Genomic DNA, 16,683 nt, shown 5'->3' on the forward strand with positions numbered 1-16,683 from the left:
TGCCGCTCGCGGCGCAGGTTGGTCTCGAACTCGGCGAAGACGCCCAGCATGTCGAGGAAGGCCTTGCCGGCGGCGGTGGAGGTGTCCACCGGCTGTTCGGTGGCGCGCAAGCTGACGCCCTTGACCCTCAGCTCGTGGACGAGGTCCTGCAGGTCCTTGAGCGAGCGCGCCAGTCGGTCGATGCGGGTGATGACCAAGGTGTCACCGGGGCGGAGGAACTGAAGCAGGAGCTCGAGCTCGGTGCGGCCCTCTCGCTGGGTGCCGGTCTTCTTCTCCGCCCGGATCACCTGGCAGCCGGCCTGCCGGAGTGCCACCTCCTGCAAGGAGAGGTCTTGGTCGGTCGTGGACACGCGAGCATAGCCATAGAGGGTCATGGGAGGGCCATTCTGTCCTGTTGGAGTCTAGACCCGCTCACCTTGCTGTCCGACAACGCCGAAAGCAACCCTAGTTGGACGCACGAAGCTGTCCGACACCGCTGGCCTGTTGGGGTATACCCTAAAGGACGGCTAGCCGCGTCGAAGGAGAGACGCAGCCGACCCAAGCTACGTCTTGTGACCTGAGTCGGCGCTTTGGTATCAAGAGTGGCAAGATCCAGGATATCAGGAAAGCCAGCCATGCAGCCGCAGCGGGTCAAGATCATCGAAGGAGGCAAGCTCGTCATTCCGGCAGCCATGCGCCGCGAGCTCGGCATCGCTACCGGAGACACCGTGGTCGTCGACGTGACGGGCGGCGAGACTCGAGTCCGGTCGCTGCCGGCGGCCATCGCCCGAGCGCAGGCCATTCTGCGCCGCTACGTGCCCGAGGGCATATCACTCGCGGACGAGTTGATCGCAGACTGACGGCGGGAGGCGGAGCGTGAGTGATGTGCCAGATCAAGGCGATGAGAGTGGAGGCTATTCCGAATTGGCGACCAGCCGTCGTCGCGAGGGCAGGGGGGTCGTGCTCGACTCCTCAGCGCTCCTCTGCTTGCTGAATGGGGAGGTAGGCGCTGAGCGGGTCGCAAAGGACCTGCTCTCAGCAGTTATCGGGGCAACGAACCTCGCCGAGGTCGTGGCAAAGTAGCGCGTGAAGGGGCTTAGTTCCGAGGAGGTCGACGAGGTGCTGGGCGGGCTTCAATTGGACGTGCGTCCACTCACTGCCGTACAGGGCATGGTGATGGGGCATCTGCGACCTGCCATCCGTGCAGCAGGTCTTTCGCTGGGGGATCGTGCCTGTTTGGCTTTGGCGAGCGAGCTGGGCCGAACCGCTCTGACAACCGACCGAACTTGGGAGTGCGTTGAAACGCAGGTAACGGTCGAGGTGATAAGGTAGGCTGGTCAACAACGAATCAAACGAGTGTCAAATCTTCTGAGGCCACGTTGAAGTTTCAAGCAGGCCCGCTTCAATGAAAGTAATTCATGAGTAAGGCCGATAACCCCAAGTTGGATTTGGATGATCAATCCAGATTGGCGGCGGTAAAATACAATCGACAAGGTCCGAGCCGGGCCGGTGATCGGTATCATTACCTCCGGGCCGCTCGGCTCTGCCTCACGATGCTCGCCCCTGCGGCGTCGCTCCAACGCGTGGTGGTAGAAGGTAGCGCCCCCGAGGACTTGGCTGTGGGCGGTGAGGACGTCATAGACCTCACGCTCTACTTCGGATCGTTCGATCCAGCGAAGGCCCAGCGCATCGCCTATCGCCAATTCAAGCACTCGACCGCAGCCGCAGATCAGCCGATGACGGCTAGCGATGTCTTGCCCACGCTTCGGGGTTATGCGGAGCGCTTTGCTTCCATCATCGAGTATCAGAGCCTCGGCGACGAACCCGCTCGCTACAGCTTCGAGTTCGAGACAAATCGCCCGATCGCGCGCGCCGTCACCGATGCGATCGAAAATTTGGCGACTGGTCGAGCGTGCAAGGTGTCAGAATACCTCCGCCGCAATCTCCCTTTGTCAGGAACCGACCTCTCCGCCTTCGCATCGCGCATCAGGTTCATGCCGGGCACACCGGCCATCGACGGGCAACGCAGGCTGCTTGAACTCGATGCCAACGCCTACCTTCCCGACGACGACAAGGACGTGCCTCTTCGGCTTGTGGACCTCGTAGCTGAGAAGGCAGCGACGACTGATCGCGATCGCCTCTCGATCGTGCGAGAGGATGTCCTGAAGCAGATGCGCTGCAGCGAGGGGCAACTGCTTCCCGCGCCCTCGCTCATCGAACCCCCGAGCCCTTCAGTGGTCAGGCTGGCCCTTGGGGAGATCGGTACCCGCGTGGCGTCGGCGAACGCGCCCCTTATCCTGGAAGCGGAGGGTGGCATCGGCAAGTCCGTGGCGGCGATGGAGTTGCATCGCTACCTGCCGGAGGGCAGCGTGTGCATCGTCTACGACTGCTTTGGGAACGGAAGCTACCGCGACCCCGCCCAACCGCGCCATAAAGCACGACGGGCGTTCGTGCAAATGGCTAACGAACTCGCCTTCAGGGGGCTCTGCGACCCGCTCGTTCCATCCTCGTCAGCTCCTTCGGACGCATACGCCCGCGCCTTCGTCGCGCGGACCCGTCAAGCTGCCTCCTCGCTGGCCGATCGTCCCGGCGCGGTCTTGGCGATCATCGTCGACGCGGCAGACAACGCCGAGATGGCGGCCGAGGATGCGCGCGAGGAGCGTAGCTTCGCTCCCGGGATGCTCCGCACGCCGTGGCCCGATCGGGTCCGCGTGCTCTTGACCACCCGGCCGGAGCGTCGTCACCTCCTCGACCCTCCGCCCGGGGTTGAGCGGCTCACCTTGCCGCCGTTCTCCCTCGAGGAGACGGCTTCTCACCTTCGCGCAACATACCAAGAAGCCAGCGACAATGCCGTCGCGGCGTTCCACCACAGGACGTCGGCGAACCCGAGGCTTCAGCGCTACGCGCTCCAAGATGGGGGCAGCCTCGGGCAGGTCCTCGACAAGCTCGGCCCTCAACCGCTCACGGTCCAAGCGGCAATCGAGAGCCTCTTGAACAGGGCGTTCGAGAGTGTCCGCGACGGCGCCACCCGCTCGGGCCGCGATCATCTCGATGTTGTTTGCCAAGCCTTGGCCGTGCTGCGTCCCTTCGTTCCCATGAATGTGGTCGCAGGTGTGGCGCGTGTTGACGTCGGCTTCGTGCGCAGCTTGGCTAGCGAGCTGGGCCGCGCCCTCCTCGTCAACGATGACGCTGTGCAGTTTGCGGACGAGCCGACCGAGACGTGGTTTCGCGAAAGGTTCCGGCCGTCCCCCGACGTCGCTCATGAGATCGCTGATCGGCTGCGGCCCTTGGCGAGGCAAAGCGCCTACGCCGCCGCGACGCTCCCTCGCCTGCTGCTCGAGGCCGGCCGGCTGGACGAACTGGTCTCGCTGGCTCTCAGCGATGAAGGCTTGCCCGAGGGCAACGACATTGGACGGCGGGACGTCGAGTCGGAGCGCCTGCGAAGCGCGACAAGGGCCGCACTTCGGGCGGGGCGGCTCGCCGACGCTGCGAAGCTGGCCTTCCGCGCCGCCGGCAAGACGTCGGCCGAGGAACGACAGTTCACCTTGCTCTCGGCCAATCCCGATCTGGCAGCTCGGTTCTTGGAGCCTCAGCAGGTCTCCGAACTGGTTGCCAACCGGCGCATCGGCGGCGGCCATTGGCTCGGGTCCGAGAACGCCCACGAGGCCGCGCTGATGTCCGGTCACGAACGGCTCAGGGGTGAGGCGGTCATTCGCGCGGCCGCTGCGGAGAGGTGGCTCCTCCACCATATCGCGAACCCGGACCGGGAAGGTTGGGCGCGCGGGTCGGTGGATGACGAGATCACGGCGATCGCCTGGGCTCATCTCAACCTAAGGGGTGCCGATGCGTGTGCGGCCTTCCTTCGGAGTTGGCATCCCAGGACCGTGTCATTCACGATCGGTCGGCGCATCGCGTCGCGCCTGATCGATGCCGGACGACTCCAAGACCTAGAGAAACTCGCGCTTTCAGCTGGGAACGACATCTTCCTCGGCGCAAGCATCGCGCTGGAGCTTGCGACGGTGGCTCGGATGCCTCCGCGGGAGGCCACGCAGCGCCTAGTGCGGCTCCTGCTCGATCCCCGCGTCAAGCTGGGCCAGCATGAAGAGGAACTAGGTGGGCAGGGACTTGAACAACCACGTGTTGCGTCCGTCGTAGCGATCGTCACCGCGGCGCTTCGATGGCGGTGCGCAAGCCGTCGAGCGCTAGCGAGCCTCTTGACGCGATACCTGCCCAAGTACGCGAAGCATTATCTGACCGGGGACTGGGCGTCCCGTTACGGAGCAAGAGACGCGCTTCTGCGGGGTTATGCTCTCCGCACAGCAATCCGTGGGTCGACGCTGACGCTCGATCGGCTCGTCGAGCCGAAGATGCGCAAGCCGCTCCGCGAAGGGTATGGGGGCGATCGGGACGTCCGGACGCTCAAGGAGGAGGTGGCTGGCCTGCTTCCGTGGTATCAGCTTTGGGCCGATGTCCTGCTCGGTCGAAACGTCGGCCTCTACTTGACGGACGCCATCGATAAGGCTGCCGCTGCGACGGCGAAAACGGTTGGCAACTCATACAGGGAGCTCGATGACGCAGGCGACGAAAGAGCGATCCTGCGATCCGAAATCCTTTTCATGGGTCAATTGGGCCGGCAGTCTTGGGGCTCGGCCGCGGACTGGTTAAACCTGAAGGGGAGGCAAATTCTCAGGGTCTCTACAGTCGCCCGAATTGCTAGAACGCTGGGAGCGCGCACCGACCTCCAGGGGCTGGCCCTTGACCTCGTGTCGAGCGTCGCAAGGCAAGTCGAAGGTTGGCGCGAGGTGGCGGAGGCGGCGGCGGAGACCCGCCTGAGCTTGGGGCGCGCCGTGCTGGCCATCAGTGAAGCCGAGGCTAGGGCTCACTTCGACAAGGCCGTGGAGATCGCCGACCGGCTTGGCGAGGAGAACTTGGACCGCTGGCGTGCGATGCTCGCGATGGCCGAGGCCGCCGGCCGAGGTGACCTCGACCGTCCCGATCTGGCCTATCGGCTCTCGCGGTTCGCAGAGTTGACACACGAGCATCTCGGCAAGTCCAGCTACCTCGACTGGGAGCGCACGGCCAAAGCCATCGTTGCGCTCTCCGCCAGCTCCGGCCTCGCCATCACGTCGCGCTGGGCTGATCGAGGATTTGGCGTAGCGGACGACGAGCTCACCGTCATCCTCAACGACTTGCAGCGCAGGAAGAAGATCCACGGCGTGACGAAGTTGGTCATGTTCCCAGCGCACGGGCGGGGAAGCCCCGCGGACCTATTGGAGGAGGCGCTGACAGAGGGCGGGTCCGAGGGCGTGCCGGCGGCCGTCGTCGACATCTTCCACCGCTATGTCCGCTTCGAGGATGCCCGGTCGGAGCAATGGCGCAAGGTGCGGAAGCTGACCGAGGAACGTGGCCTGACTTGGGATTGGCTGAACGAGAGAGAGTGGGCGGCCGCGAGGAACGAGGCCAGTTGCTCGTCATCTGGGTCCATGGCCCGGCCCCCGCGCTCTGAGCCACGATGGGACGAACTCTTGAGAGGCGTCGAGCTGACCAGCGCGGGCATCGACAGCGCGCGCGTCCGGGTCCGAGAGGCCGGCGCTGACTACGCTGGGCGTTCGAAGTTCTGGCCCGAGCTGTTCGCTCGTGTGCCCGCTGGCACAGAAGCTGATGCCTTGAATGCCATTCGCGACCTGTCGACGCTCGAGATGTATGACCTGCTCGGCGTTCTCGAGGCCGTGCCGGCACCTTGGTTTACCCGGGTCTCGGTACCGGGCGCGCTGCGCTCGCTCGTCGTCGCTGTCTGTCGTCGGCAGCCGTTTCGCGTCCCTCTTGCCGGTTCCTGGTGGGAACGAGACCTCGGTGGGATCGCACAGGTCGCGGGCCTGGAGGCGTCGGACCTGGCAAGGGAAACCCTCGGCGCCATCGGGCAGCTGGACGACTTGGGCGGGGCCGGGGAACTTTTCTACATCGCGAACTTGGTATGTCAGGCGCTGACCGACGCCCAAGCCGAGGACCTGCTAAACTTCGCGCTAAACGAGGTTGAGGGCCTGCTCGAGCCAGGTGATGGCGATGGCCCGTGGCATGAAGGCTTGAAACCACCACGAGACGTCGAAGGGGCACTCGCCGGCTATCTCTGGTCCATGCTCGGCTCACCTGATGCGCGACGGAGGTGGCGAGGGGCCCACGCCGTCCGATGCGCCGTCCGGTGGCTCGACGGACGGTTCCTCCGGCACCTCCTAGCTTATGCCGAGGAGGGCGCCGCTGAGCCGTTCCAAGACCAGCGCCTGCCTTTCTACCGACTTCACGCGTTGCAATGGCTCCTCTTCGCCCTGGACCGCGAGGCGTGCGAGCGCCCTCACAGCCTGCTGCCGGCGGTGCCTTTTCTGTCGCAGATGGCGGTTCCCGACATGGCGCATGTCATCTTGAGGGGCATGGCTGCGAGGATCCTTCTCCGCCTCGACGATGCGGGCACGATCTCCCACGACACCGTGGAGCGCCGGCGCCTCCGCGACATCAACGGTGAGCAAACCCGGCAGTCGCCAAGGCCGGAACTCGAGAGCGTGGCAGAGGACCCGGACCGCTTGGGACCTCCCTACTTCGACTACGGGCATCGCGACGACCTCCTGAGGCCGCTGGCCTCCGCGTTCGAACTCTCGGAGGATGAGTCCGAGCGTCGCGTGAAGCCCATCATGCGCGAGCTCGCAGGTGCTGGGGCCGACGTCAGCCAGGATCCGCGCGGCAGGCTGGGCCTGTTCCGCGACCAAGGTTACCGTCGCGGTCGGTCGACGGTTCTGGACACGTGGTCGGCGTACTTGTCCTACCACAGCGTCATGGTCCTCTGCGGCCGCCTCCTGGATGGCGCGCAGTACTCCAGAACGAGGGACCGGTATTGGAGCCCTTCACGCTTCTTGGAGTCGGAAGGCTTGAGCGACGAACAAGCCTGCCGGTGGCACGCAGACCGCCGCGACTCGATACCGCTCGAGTGCCGCTTGCAGGCGGCCGTTTCGGATTCCGAGTGGCCCCAGAGCGTCGACGACGTAGATGTCTCAAGCTTTGCTCGCTCTGGTCAGCGGATCGCTCTTTGGGGCCGGTGGACCGCTGGCCAAGCTCGCTTGCGGCAGATGGTGAGCGTCAGCACCGCCCTCGTCAACCGAAGTGGATCCGACGCCTTGGTGAGGGCGCTCCGAAGCTTCAAGAACCCGGACGACTACGCACTGCCAGAGCACAGGGGCAGTTGGGAGATCGGGGTCATCAACCACGTCCTGAAGGGCTGGTTCGAGGAGCGCGAGGCTTCTACGGACTGGGACGACAAGGATCCCTGGGCGGCGGACCTGCCTCGGCAGGACCTCGCCCCGGCTGACTGGGTAACCCACAGATTGCAACTAGCACCGCGAGACTACGGCCGGACGTGGCTCGGGAAACACCCCGATGTGCGCCTGCGCGTCGAGGCTTGGTCGGAAGGAGAGCGGTACGAGGACCGCGAGGTGGATCGCGGGACCCGGGTCACCGCAGATGAGGCGTTCATCGAAGAGCTTGTGCAAAGAACCGGGATGCTGCTCGTTCGCAAGATCAGCGTAGAGCGGCGCGTGGCCAACCATCAGGGCAACTGGAAGCCCGAGCAGCGCCGGCGCAGGGCGACGATCAACTTGCTCGGGCACCTCGATGCCTGAGGAAATGGACCCGGTCGGCCAGCTCGGGACCCTCATCGTTCAACAGCTTGAGCGGGAGGGCGAGACCGACCTGCTTGCGCGCTGGATGGCCTTTCACGTGGCCAACCTCATGAAGCGGGCGGACCAGGGAGGCGAAGGCGTGGAGTTGGCCCGCGCGGCCTGCCGGGAGGCGATCCTTGCGCTCTGGCAGCATCGAGCCGCCCTGCCAGGGAGGACCGACCCTCTTGTCGATGTGGCAAAGGTCATCGGGACTCTTCACCGCCTGAACTCACCTTCTGCCGACTGGCTGACCACGAGGATGGAGACCCAGGCAGCGAGCGGGGGTGTCGAACTTTGGTTGCAGCGCGCACGCAACCTGAAGACTGCCCACGGCGTCCTCCTGCGTGCCATTGCAACCGTCGCGATCCAGGCAGCCACGACTGATGAGACCAAGGCTCTGCTCAACAAAGCTCAGGATCGGCTTCAGGACCCGGCCGTTCGAGCCGCTGCGCTTGTGCTCGGGTGGGTAGACAATAGGGAGAGAGAGGAGCCGGAACTAGCTCACCTCGTAGAGCAAGCGACGCGCTCCATCAGGGACATTGCGGATGCGCTGTTGTCGGTGCTGCCAGGAAACCCGCCGAATGACACGAAGGAAGGATGACTCCCTCGCGTGGGCGAACTGATCGAAGCGTGCTTCGGGTGTCGGTGCCTCCTAACACTGCGCAGCATCTACGGGGGTGGCCCAGGCTCGGGGTATCGGCCGGCGTCGGGTGGGAGGCGCAGAGGTCTTGAGGAGCACGTCAGGACCCTCCTCAAGCTAATGCTCGAGGCCGACCAGCTCGTCGTGCAGACCACGCCCTACAACGAGAGCCCGGTCACGGCGGTCTTCGACATCCGGGGCCTTGACGTGGTGCTGCCGGAGCTTGCCGAGACATGCACTGGAGCCCTTGAGGGATTGCGGGGGCCATGTTCGGCAGGGCCATGGTCGACAGCACCGTCAGCTTTCCAAAATCGGTGCGAGCGTCTCCTGTCCAAGGAAAGGCCCCGCCACAATGCGTAGGTGGGTGTCCGGTATCCCTAGCTCCAACCGGAACACCTCTCTTGGACGGTCTGGATAAGGGTCCACGATCGTGACCCGAGGCAGGGACGTACGCCGCACGAAGGCGCCCTTGAAGAGATCAAGACTCTTCAGGTCGGTCCGGGGGAAGGAATAGCCAATCACCAGCAGCTCGTCGCAGGCTTGGAGCGCGGCGCGCGCCTGCTCCCAAAGGCCCTCGAAAAGGGTACCAAAAAACTGGTAGCTCTTGTCCTTCACCGGCGGGATGAGCAGCGGCATCGAGACGAGGCCCTCTTCCCCTGCTTGGCCCTCGGGCATCCAAGGCAGGCGCGGCTGAACCCTGACGATCAGGTACCCGTCAGGTGCCGAGCGACCTGGCACATCGGTCAGGTTAGGCGGGTAGTACCCGTAGGTCAGGGGGGCATATCCGCCCATGTAGCGGCCGGCATGGGTCGGATAGGGACGCGTGGCGTGCTCGTAGACGAAGAGGGACTCCACAGGAAGGTTGTGGGTCAGCACCAGCTCGTCGCCCTCGTACACCGGATGCGTGGTCAACCAGTTCACCGACCCATGGAGCTTGATGAGCTTGTTCGGCGAGGGCGACGCTCGGTTCGCGGGACTGCTCCAACCATCCCGAAACACACGGTAAGGTGTGACGCCATATCCGTCATCGACCGACCAGCCCGCTGCCTCCATCAGCGCGCGATCCATCAGCGTGTCCCAGTTGAACGTCACGACGACGTCGTCTGGCCCAAGCGACCTCGAAAGGTCGACGTGGCTCTGCGAGACGGGGCCGTTGGCGATCTCGTTCAGGGTCGTCGCAAAGAGGAAGATCAACTGATTGTATGGCTTGGAGAGCACGATGCGATCGAAGCCGCCGTCCTCCTTCGCGACAGCGGCCAACCTGAGAGCGATCTCGCTGTGGATCTCCTCAATGTCGACGCCCCCCGAGAGATAGGCATCCGTGTCCTCAATGCCTTTTCGGTTTGAAGATAGTGGATCAGTCCGTCACGCAGCACCCAGGGGTTGGCCGCAGCAGCAAGCTTGAAGAACGTCGGGAAGAAGTCCCTCGCGATCGGCATTCGTTGCCCGGTCGGCGAGGCGCCGTAGCTCTTGGATGCGCCTGCGCCGAGCAAGATCACTCTCATACATCAGCCTCAACCAGTGCACCCCTGCGCACCCCGTCCCGCGGCGTCGACGCCGGACCCGTGTCTCATCTAACGTGATCGCGAAGCTCTGTCAGGGACACTGCTAGACGAGCGGGATGGCGGGCGAGGGAAATCCGTGCGGGTTCTACCCGGAGTGCGACAGGTGCCGGTTGAGGCTATCCTGACCAAGGCTCGCAGGCCAGCAGCTCCTGACGGAACACCTCGGCCGGCGTTCTCCAGCCCAGGCACTTGCGCGGCGTGGCGTTGAGGCGCTCGCAGATCGACCTCAGGGATCGGTCTGCGAGCGCCAGCAGGATAGTGTCGGCTGGCAAGTAGCGGCGCACCCGCCGGTTCATGTTCTCGACCGAGCCCTTCTGCCAGGGCGCCTGTGGATCGCAGAACCAAGCCTTGGCACCCATGCCGGCCTCGAGCTCGCGCCAAGAGACAAACTCCAGGCCGCGGTCGAACGTGAAGCTTTGCCGGGCCGGCTGGGGCAAGGGAGCGAGCAGATCGATGAGCCGTCCCATGAGCGGCTTGGAGCGGCGGTCGTTGTTGCGGAACAGCACGGTGAAGCGGCTCTTGCGCTCGACCACCGTGGCCACGTTGGCCGGCCCGTGCTCCTTGCGGAAGATCATCAGGTCCGCCTCCCAGTGCCCGAACTCCGCCCGGGCGTTGACCGCCTCGGGGCGGTGATGGATGCGCGAGGTCTCTGGAAATACAAGACTTCTTGGCTTCCGGGCATGACGCGACTTGCGGGTCCGGCGGCGCTCGGGCAGGTACCGGGCGAGCTCTTGGCTCTGGCCATCCTTCGAGTACACGAAGCGATAGATCGTCTCGTGGCAGAGCTGAAGGACGTGGCCCGGCTCGAGCTTCAGCCGGCCTGCGATCTGCTCGGGCGACCAGCCGTCCTTGAGCCGCTCAATGACCGCGGCGCAGAGCTGGGGATGGCGCAGGAGCTTGCAGGAGGACCGGCGTCGACCGTCAGTCAGTTGCTGGGCCGTCATGGGCCAGTAGCCCTCGGCCTGCGGCACCTCGGCGTCGTGCCACCAGTTGCGCTTCAGCTCGCGGTAGATCGTCGAGCGATGTCGGCCGAGTCGACGGGCGATCTCAGCGACCGCAATCTTTTGCTCCCGCAGCCGCGCCAGCTGCCGGCGCTCCTCCAAGCTCAGGTGAACGAATGGGCAGGGCATCGCATCCTCCAGGTAACCCCTTGGATCAATGCACCCGTCGCGGTTCAAAGTAGAACGCGCCCTGCCTACAGGCCGGATTCGCCTAACCAAAATTATGTCAGCATAAGTGACCTAGTAGGCCTCCATGGCGAGCAGCGCTTGTGGACTGATCACCGAGTTGCCCGAGGTCGCCAATCTCGTCAGGGCTCGCGCACCGCTGTGATCCCCAGCCGCTGCGCGCCCTTGATAAGCCGCATGTCGAAGGTGGCGAAGGCCTCGGGCGCTTCGCTTGCGCCTAGGTGGAGGGCATCAGCGAAGTCGAGTCCGGCCTCAGCGCGCTCGAGCGCCTGAGCCAGGCGGCTTGGGGCCTCGACCTGCACCTGGGGCAACCCGGCCACGGCTCGAAGGGCGGCATAGATGCGCTCAGACGCAAACCCGTAGGCGCTCCTGAGCACCCACTCGGTCTCGAGCAGCACGGTGAGGCTCACGAACACCTCGTGGCTTTCCAGGAGCGCGCGGGCCCGGGGCGACTGCTCGGGATGATCGTTCGTGAGCAGGCGGACGAGAACGTTGGTGTCAATCGCGACCATGCCGCTGTGCCGCCTCCCGCAGAATGGCCGCGTCCATCTCCTCCACTGTCCGGGCCGGTCCCGAGGCGTGCAAGATCCCGACCACCTCGTCGAGACGGGTGGGCGGAAAGGCCAAGGCAGGACGCAGGAGCACGCCCTCGGGCGTGTCCTCCACCACCAAGCGCGTGCCCGCATTCCAGCGGCGACTCTCACGTACCACCTTGGGCAAGATGACTTGGCCCTTAGTTGATACGACGGTGGTCAGGAGATCGGACGCTGCCATGGCCATCCCTTTAAGTAAGATGATAGTAAGATAGGTGGTGGCGGCATCTGTAGCAAGTCAAGGGACGGCCCGCGCCCGTGGAGGCTCAGACCGGAGGCCTATACTGCATGGAGGAGCTGGGCCCACCTTCCGAGAAGTCTACCTAGACTGGAAAAGTCTGGCTCAGCGCAGTCCAAGAAACGGGCAGCAGGTCAAAAATTCGCCTCCGGCAAATCTGACGTCGCGGATTATCGCCAATAGAGCTCCGATCCATAATCAGAATAACGCGCTTCTCATGTCTAGAATATCACCCATCATCTGTGCCGAACATCTGGATCAGATTGGGTTCCACGATCCAGAAGCCGCCGCTCATGAGATCAACGTCCTCTTGGCGTATCTCTTTCTTCCGGTGGACAGATCCTTGCTCGATGATACGGCAGTGCCCGAGAAGGCGCACCTCGGACCGGCGGAGCAGAGCGCGGTTCTGGGCGATGCCGCAGAAGCAAGAAACCCCCTGCAGTTCCTCAGACCGTTCCCCGTACCTCAGATCATTCTTGCAATAAAGATAGGGTTCTGGTGGCCGGAGGACTCTGATGACTTGGGCGTTCCTGCCCATCTGGAAGACGGGGCGTGGTTTTCTCTTTCAGAGGCAAGACAGCAGGAACTCCGGCAATGGCTGCGTCAAATTTCAGCTTCCCTGCTGAACCGTGTCCAGCGCGGCACTCGCGTGCGCAGCGAGCTCGACGTATTCCTGAAAAGTTTGGCTGTGACGTACGAGTTGGGAACAGATCGCTCCAAACTCGGGCTGGAGCTTGGTTCCATCTCACACAGCAAGAGCAGGTTCCTGCGGCTTGCAGAGATGGTCTTGGCGAGCCTTCCGTCTCTTCCATCGGGCCGACCTCGTATTCCCGTCAGTCAGAGAACAGCGGAGGTTCTTGCGGCCCGGTGGCGTAGAATTCGGAAAGCCGTGGCTCGGGACCGGACTTCAGAGGTATTGTAATAAGACGCTTTTTCAACTTTTAGTTGAATATCTACGTTATTTTTCAATCAAGGGTTAAAAGAGGACTCCTGCCACGACTGACCCTTTCCGGCCAATTCTGTCCCTTGAAGGCAGCCCGTGGTGGGCAGCCATAACTGGCTTCATGGCAGGACCGTCGTGACAGAGGAAAAGGCTCATAGGGGCAAGAAGCCGAGCACCGGCGCACGTGACGGCTCACCACCCCCGGCTTCATCTCTGGAACCTCTTCTCTCTCTAGAGGACACAGCCGAGGTCTTGGGCTGTTCCATCCGGACCCTGCGCCGCCTGATTGATGCAGATGAGCTGCCGGTCGTTCGTCTGGGCCGGCTTGTGCGCGTGCACCCGCGGGACCTCGATCGCTTCATTGCAGGGCGGCGCAGCCTGTGACCACTCCTGACCACAAGAGTCATTTCCTGTCAACAGCTTAGCACCTGTCGGGAAACCGTGCCTCTCAATCTGAGCGGGAAAGTATGTGCTACGGTTTCCCGAATCGGCCCTCAAGTCCGCCCCTGTCCTCCCGAGTCCATCTCTGACCACAAGGAGCCTTCCCGAATGTTCGATCAGCCTAACTCCAGGCCGCCATGCACCCACTCCGACGAGCCGCTGAACGCTGGCCTGAGCCGGCCCGTCCCGGATACGGCCGTGTTCCAGAACCCGGCCCGCATCAGCCTGGCTCAGGTGCTCTGCGCCGTGGAGGCGCAACTCGAGGGCGCAGTCCGGCGCGACACACGCTCCGCCTTTGCGGCCCTGGAGCGTGCGGGCGTGGATCTTATCGGTACGCTGGCCACCCCGGATCGCGTCCGCACCGTGCTCGATGGGCTCTCCCCCGGCTCGCTTGGGGTGAGCGAGAAGCGCCTGGCCAACATCCGTTCGCTCGTGGTGGGAGCGGTCAAGCAGTTCGGCCAGCGCCGGATCTGCATCACCAGGGAGATCCCTCCCAGCCCCGAGTGGGTGGAGCTTCTGGCCAGCATCCCCGAACGCAATCTCCGCTGGGGCCTGGGCCGTCTGGCCTGTTTCTGCACCGTGAAGGGAACCCGCCCCGAAGGCGTCCAGGTGGAAACCCTGCAGGGCCTCTTTGCCGCACTCGAGGCCGAGGAGCTGGTCAAGGATCCTTGCAACACTCTCAAGCACACCATTGCGGTCTGGAACATCTGCCGCAAACGCGTGCCCGGTTGGCCGGACATCCGCCTTGCCTCTCCCTCCAAGACCGCGCCCGCCATGCTGTCGTTGGAGGCCTTTCCCGCGAGCTTCCGGGCGGACGTGATCGCCTGGGAGGAGCGCATGCGCCACCCCGACCTGCTCGACCCCACAGCGCCGGTGCGACCGCTTCGTGAGCCGACGCTGAAGGGCTATCAGTTCACGTTCCGTCGGGTCGCCTCGGCGCTCGTGCGAGCGGGCACCGTGCCTGCGGCGGCGATGGTCGGGCTCGCCGTTCTCGTCCAACCCGAGCACTTCACGACAGGCCTGCGGGAGTACCTGCCCGAGGAGGGCTCCAAGCGGACGACCGACTACGCCCACAAGATGGCCACGCAACTCATCGTGGTGGCGCGCATGCACCTGGCCTTCAACGAAGGCCAGCTGAGAGCGCTGCAGGCCATCGCCGACCGGATCAAGCCCAAGGGCGGGCGGCGCATGGGGGAGCGCAACCGCGAGCGTCTCCACCAGTTCGACGACCCCGCGGTCGTCCAGCGCTTTCTGCGCTTCCCCGAGCAGGAACTCGCACGGGCGCTGAGGCAGACCAACCCGTTTCGCCGGGCCAAGGGTGTCGAGCGGGCGCTGGCCATCTCGTTTGAGATCTTCACCGGCCTGCGCGTGAAGAACCTCCGGTCCCTCCATCTCACGCGCGACCTGCGCCGGAGCGGCGGACGCGTGTTCCTGCAGATCCCGGACGAGGAGATGAAAACCGGTCGGCGGCTCGACCTCGAACTCCCGGCCAACACGATCGCGCTCCTTGACGCGTTCCTGCGCGACCACCGCGGCCGTCTGCCCGGAGCCGAGGGGCCCTACCTCTTTCCGGGCGAGGACAGCGGTCCCCGCTCCTATGACGCCATGAGTGAGGCGCTCGGCGAGCCCCTCCGGACGCACGCGGGCATCACGGTCTCGCCGCACCTTTACCGGCACATCATCGCCAAGATCGTGGTCGAGCGGCATCCCGAACTCGCCCTCGACGTCAGCCGCCGGCTTGGTCACGCGTCGATCAACACCACCTTCCAGAGCTATCTCGGCACCGAAGGCCCGGCTGCGAGCCGCCGCATCAACGCCCTTCTGCAACGGGTGCGGGACGGCAAGGGAGACATGTCGTGAGCCCGGTCCGCCGCACCCTGACCCGCCCGCGCAAGCAACTGCCCTTCGAGGACTGGCCGCCGGCCGACCAGATCGCCTGGCAGGCGCTGTTCCGGGACGGCGACCTCCTCGAGGGCACCTCGGGCACTGCGCGTCACTGGAGCGTGGTCACCCGCAGGAGCAATGGCAAGCACTACGGGCGCTGGCTGGCCTGGCTCGAGGCGCAAGGGCAGCTGGACCGCTCCGTGTCGCCCTGGGCGCGGGCCACGCCCGAGACGGCCACTGCCTTTGCGCTAGCCCTCCTCGAAGAGGTGGCCCCCCGGACCGCGGCCACGACGCACATCGGGCTCAAGTGCGTGCTCCAGCGCATGGCGCCTGATGATGACTGGGCGTGGCTCAAGGCCATGACCAACCGCCTGGATCGCGGGGCCAAGCCGTCCCGGCAGTTCACCATGCCGGAACTCCCAAGCCCGGAGCTGCTCGATGTCACTCTGGGCGAGTTGGAGCGGCTCTCCGGTCTGGTACATCTCAGTGCCCGCGATCTCTGGGACTACCGCGACACCTTCATCGTGGCTCTCCTGCTCGCCTGCCCCATCCGCCTGCGCAACCTGACCATGATGGAACTGGGCCGACACCTCGTCCAGCAAGGCGACGAATGGCACCTGCGTTTCGAGCCCCACGAGACCAAGACCGGGCAGCCGATCCACCTCATCCTGCCGGCGGCGCTCGATCCGTACCTGGAGGCGTATCTTTCTCGCATCCGGCCCGCCTACCGAGGGGCTGACACCCACAACCGGGTCTGGGTCGCGCAGAAGGGCAGGCCCATGGCCTATGAGACCATCTACAGCCGCGTGACGATGGCCACCGCCCGGCTCTTCGAGACAACCCTCAGCCCGCATGCGTTTCGGACGCTGGCGGCCACGCTGCTTGCGGAGACCTCACCCGAGGACTCGTTGCACACGAGGCCGCTCCTTGGCCACCGGCAGTTCGCCACCACCGAGCAGTTCTACATTCGCGCCAGCCAACTCCGGGCGGCGCAGAACGTCTCACAGGCATTGCTTGCGATCCGGGACGGCGAAGAGGCCCTCAAGCCTGAGGAGACTGAGTGAGCTTATGATCATAAGAGGGAGCCATCCCGTGACCCGCACCGCCACATCGCGGCACAGGCCCAAGGACGCGTGACATGGCGGAGAAAGAGGCGGTGGCCCGGGTCGTTCGGGAGATCCTTCGCTCCGACTAGATTATACGATTCTCCAACTGAAGCTGCCCGAAGACTTCACACTAGCACCCCGAGAACTTCATAGCTTTCCCCGGATTTCTCACCGGAGACCCCAGAAACCTCATCGAAGCCCCCAGAACCTTCATAGTTGGACAGAGAAAGCACCACGCCGTCAGCAACTTACGCCCGCTGAATCTTAGAATCTTAGAATTCTGAATAATCTGAAGAGACCGACAGGTAGTGACCTGACCCCTTGTTTCTCCTCTAGGGGCTGCTGGAATCCGGACCCAACGGAAGGGATCGGACATGAAGCGAAGCAGGTTCAGTGACGAGCAG

At 64.4% G+C, this 16,683-nt stretch carries 12 protein-coding genes; 7 read left to right on the forward strand and 5 right to left on the reverse strand.

Features of this window, described 5'->3' with window-relative positions; genetic code table 11:
* Positions 1-374: recombinase family protein (locus J2Z33_RS17340; protein WP_209843391.1), on the reverse strand; the 374-nt coding region annotated here is incomplete at its 3' end.
* 240 nt (positions 375-614) lie between these two features.
* Between J2Z33_RS17340 and J2Z33_RS17345 the strand changes: the two genes are divergently transcribed.
* The 3 genes from J2Z33_RS17345 to J2Z33_RS17355 all read left to right on the forward strand — a co-directional run bounded on the left by J2Z33_RS17345 (position 615) and on the right by J2Z33_RS17355 (position 8,283).
* A complete protein-coding gene (locus J2Z33_RS17345; protein WP_209843393.1) occupies positions 615-839 on the forward strand; it encodes an AbrB/MazE/SpoVT family DNA-binding domain-containing protein in 225 nt (74 codons plus the stop codon).
* Positions 840-1,397: 558 nt separating this feature from the next.
* Complete coding sequence (locus tag J2Z33_RS17350; RefSeq protein WP_209843395.1) at positions 1,398-7,643, forward strand: hypothetical protein; 6,246 nt, start codon at positions 1,398-1,400, stop codon at positions 7,641-7,643.
* Positions 7,636-8,283 (forward strand): hypothetical protein, encoded by a 648-nt coding sequence (locus J2Z33_RS17355; RefSeq protein ID WP_209843397.1) that lies wholly within the window; start codon positions 7,636-7,638, stop codon positions 8,281-8,283. The genes J2Z33_RS17350 and J2Z33_RS17355 overlap by 8 nt, the downstream gene beginning before the upstream one ends.
* A gap of 336 nt (positions 8,284-8,619) precedes the next feature.
* Here the strand turns inward: J2Z33_RS17355 and J2Z33_RS17360 are convergent, their stop codons facing one another.
* The 4 genes from J2Z33_RS17360 to J2Z33_RS17375 all read right to left on the reverse strand — a co-directional run bounded on the left by J2Z33_RS17360 (position 8,620) and on the right by J2Z33_RS17375 (position 11,848).
* Positions 8,620-9,582: an SIR2 family protein gene (locus J2Z33_RS17360; protein WP_209843399.1), complete on the reverse strand. Its 963-nt coding sequence runs from the start codon at positions 9,580-9,582 to the stop codon at positions 8,620-8,622.
* Positions 9,583-10,003: 421 nt separating this feature from the next.
* Positions 10,004-11,017, reverse strand: coding sequence for an IS30 family transposase (locus tag J2Z33_RS17365; RefSeq protein ID WP_209843401.1), 1,014 nt, complete (start codon positions 11,015-11,017; stop codon positions 10,004-10,006).
* Positions 11,018-11,196: 179 nt separating this feature from the next.
* Complete coding sequence (locus J2Z33_RS17370; RefSeq protein ID WP_209843403.1) at positions 11,197-11,586, reverse strand: type II toxin-antitoxin system VapC family toxin; 390 nt, start codon at positions 11,584-11,586, stop codon at positions 11,197-11,199.
* Positions 11,573-11,848: an AbrB/MazE/SpoVT family DNA-binding domain-containing protein gene (locus J2Z33_RS17375; RefSeq protein ID WP_209843405.1), complete on the reverse strand. Its 276-nt coding sequence runs from the start codon at positions 11,846-11,848 to the stop codon at positions 11,573-11,575. The genes J2Z33_RS17370 and J2Z33_RS17375 overlap by 14 nt, the downstream gene beginning before the upstream one ends.
* Before the next feature lie 274 nt (positions 11,849-12,122).
* Here J2Z33_RS17375 and J2Z33_RS17380 point away from each other — a divergent pair, with 274 nt between their 5' ends.
* The 4 genes from J2Z33_RS17380 to J2Z33_RS18895 all read left to right on the forward strand — a co-directional run bounded on the left by J2Z33_RS17380 (position 12,123) and on the right by J2Z33_RS18895 (position 16,237).
* Positions 12,123-12,827, forward strand: a complete 705-nt coding sequence (locus J2Z33_RS17380) for a hypothetical protein (RefSeq protein WP_209843408.1) — start codon at positions 12,123-12,125, stop codon at positions 12,825-12,827.
* Between the two features lie 156 nt (positions 12,828-12,983).
* On the forward strand, positions 12,984-13,232 hold the full coding sequence (locus J2Z33_RS19020) for a helix-turn-helix domain-containing protein (RefSeq protein ID WP_425342578.1): 249 nt from the start codon (positions 12,984-12,986) through the stop codon (positions 13,230-13,232).
* A gap of 165 nt (positions 13,233-13,397) precedes the next feature.
* Positions 13,398-15,149: a site-specific integrase gene (locus J2Z33_RS17390; protein ID WP_209843411.1), complete on the forward strand. Its 1,752-nt coding sequence runs from the start codon at positions 13,398-13,400 to the stop codon at positions 15,147-15,149.
* Complete coding sequence (locus J2Z33_RS18895; protein ID WP_209843414.1) at positions 15,146-16,237, forward strand: tyrosine-type recombinase/integrase; 1,092 nt, start codon at positions 15,146-15,148, stop codon at positions 16,235-16,237. Before J2Z33_RS17390 ends, J2Z33_RS18895 begins: the two co-directional genes overlap by 4 nt.
* Positions 16,238-16,683 lie beyond the last annotated feature (446 nt).

This window comes from Rubellimicrobium aerolatum (genome assembly GCF_017872975.1).
GTDB lineage: Bacteria > Pseudomonadota > Alphaproteobacteria > Rhodobacterales > Rhodobacteraceae > Rubellimicrobium > Rubellimicrobium aerolatum.

Coding starts and splice junctions, on each gene's coding strand:
- J2Z33_RS17345 (WP_209843393.1), top strand. CDS start 615: ATGCAGCCGCAGCGGGTCAAGATCATCGAAGGAGGCAAGCTCGTCATT.
- J2Z33_RS17350 (WP_209843395.1), top strand. CDS start 1,398: ATGAGTAAGGCCGATAACCCCAAGTTGGATTTGGATGATCAATCCAGA.
- J2Z33_RS17355 (WP_209843397.1), top strand. CDS start 7,636: ATGCCTGAGGAAATGGACCCGGTCGGCCAGCTCGGGACCCTCATCGTT.
- J2Z33_RS17365 (WP_209843401.1), bottom strand. CDS start 11,017: ATGCCCTGCCCATTCGTTCACCTGAGCTTGGAGGAGCGCCGGCAGCTG.
- J2Z33_RS17370 (WP_209843403.1), bottom strand. CDS start 11,586: ATGGTCGCGATTGACACCAACGTTCTCGTCCGCCTGCTCACGAACGAT.
- J2Z33_RS17375 (WP_209843405.1), bottom strand. CDS start 11,848: ATGGCAGCGTCCGATCTCCTGACCACCGTCGTATCAACTAAGGGCCAA.
- J2Z33_RS17380 (WP_209843408.1), top strand. CDS start 12,123: ATGTCTAGAATATCACCCATCATCTGTGCCGAACATCTGGATCAGATT.
- J2Z33_RS17390 (WP_209843411.1), top strand. CDS start 13,398: ATGTTCGATCAGCCTAACTCCAGGCCGCCATGCACCCACTCCGACGAG.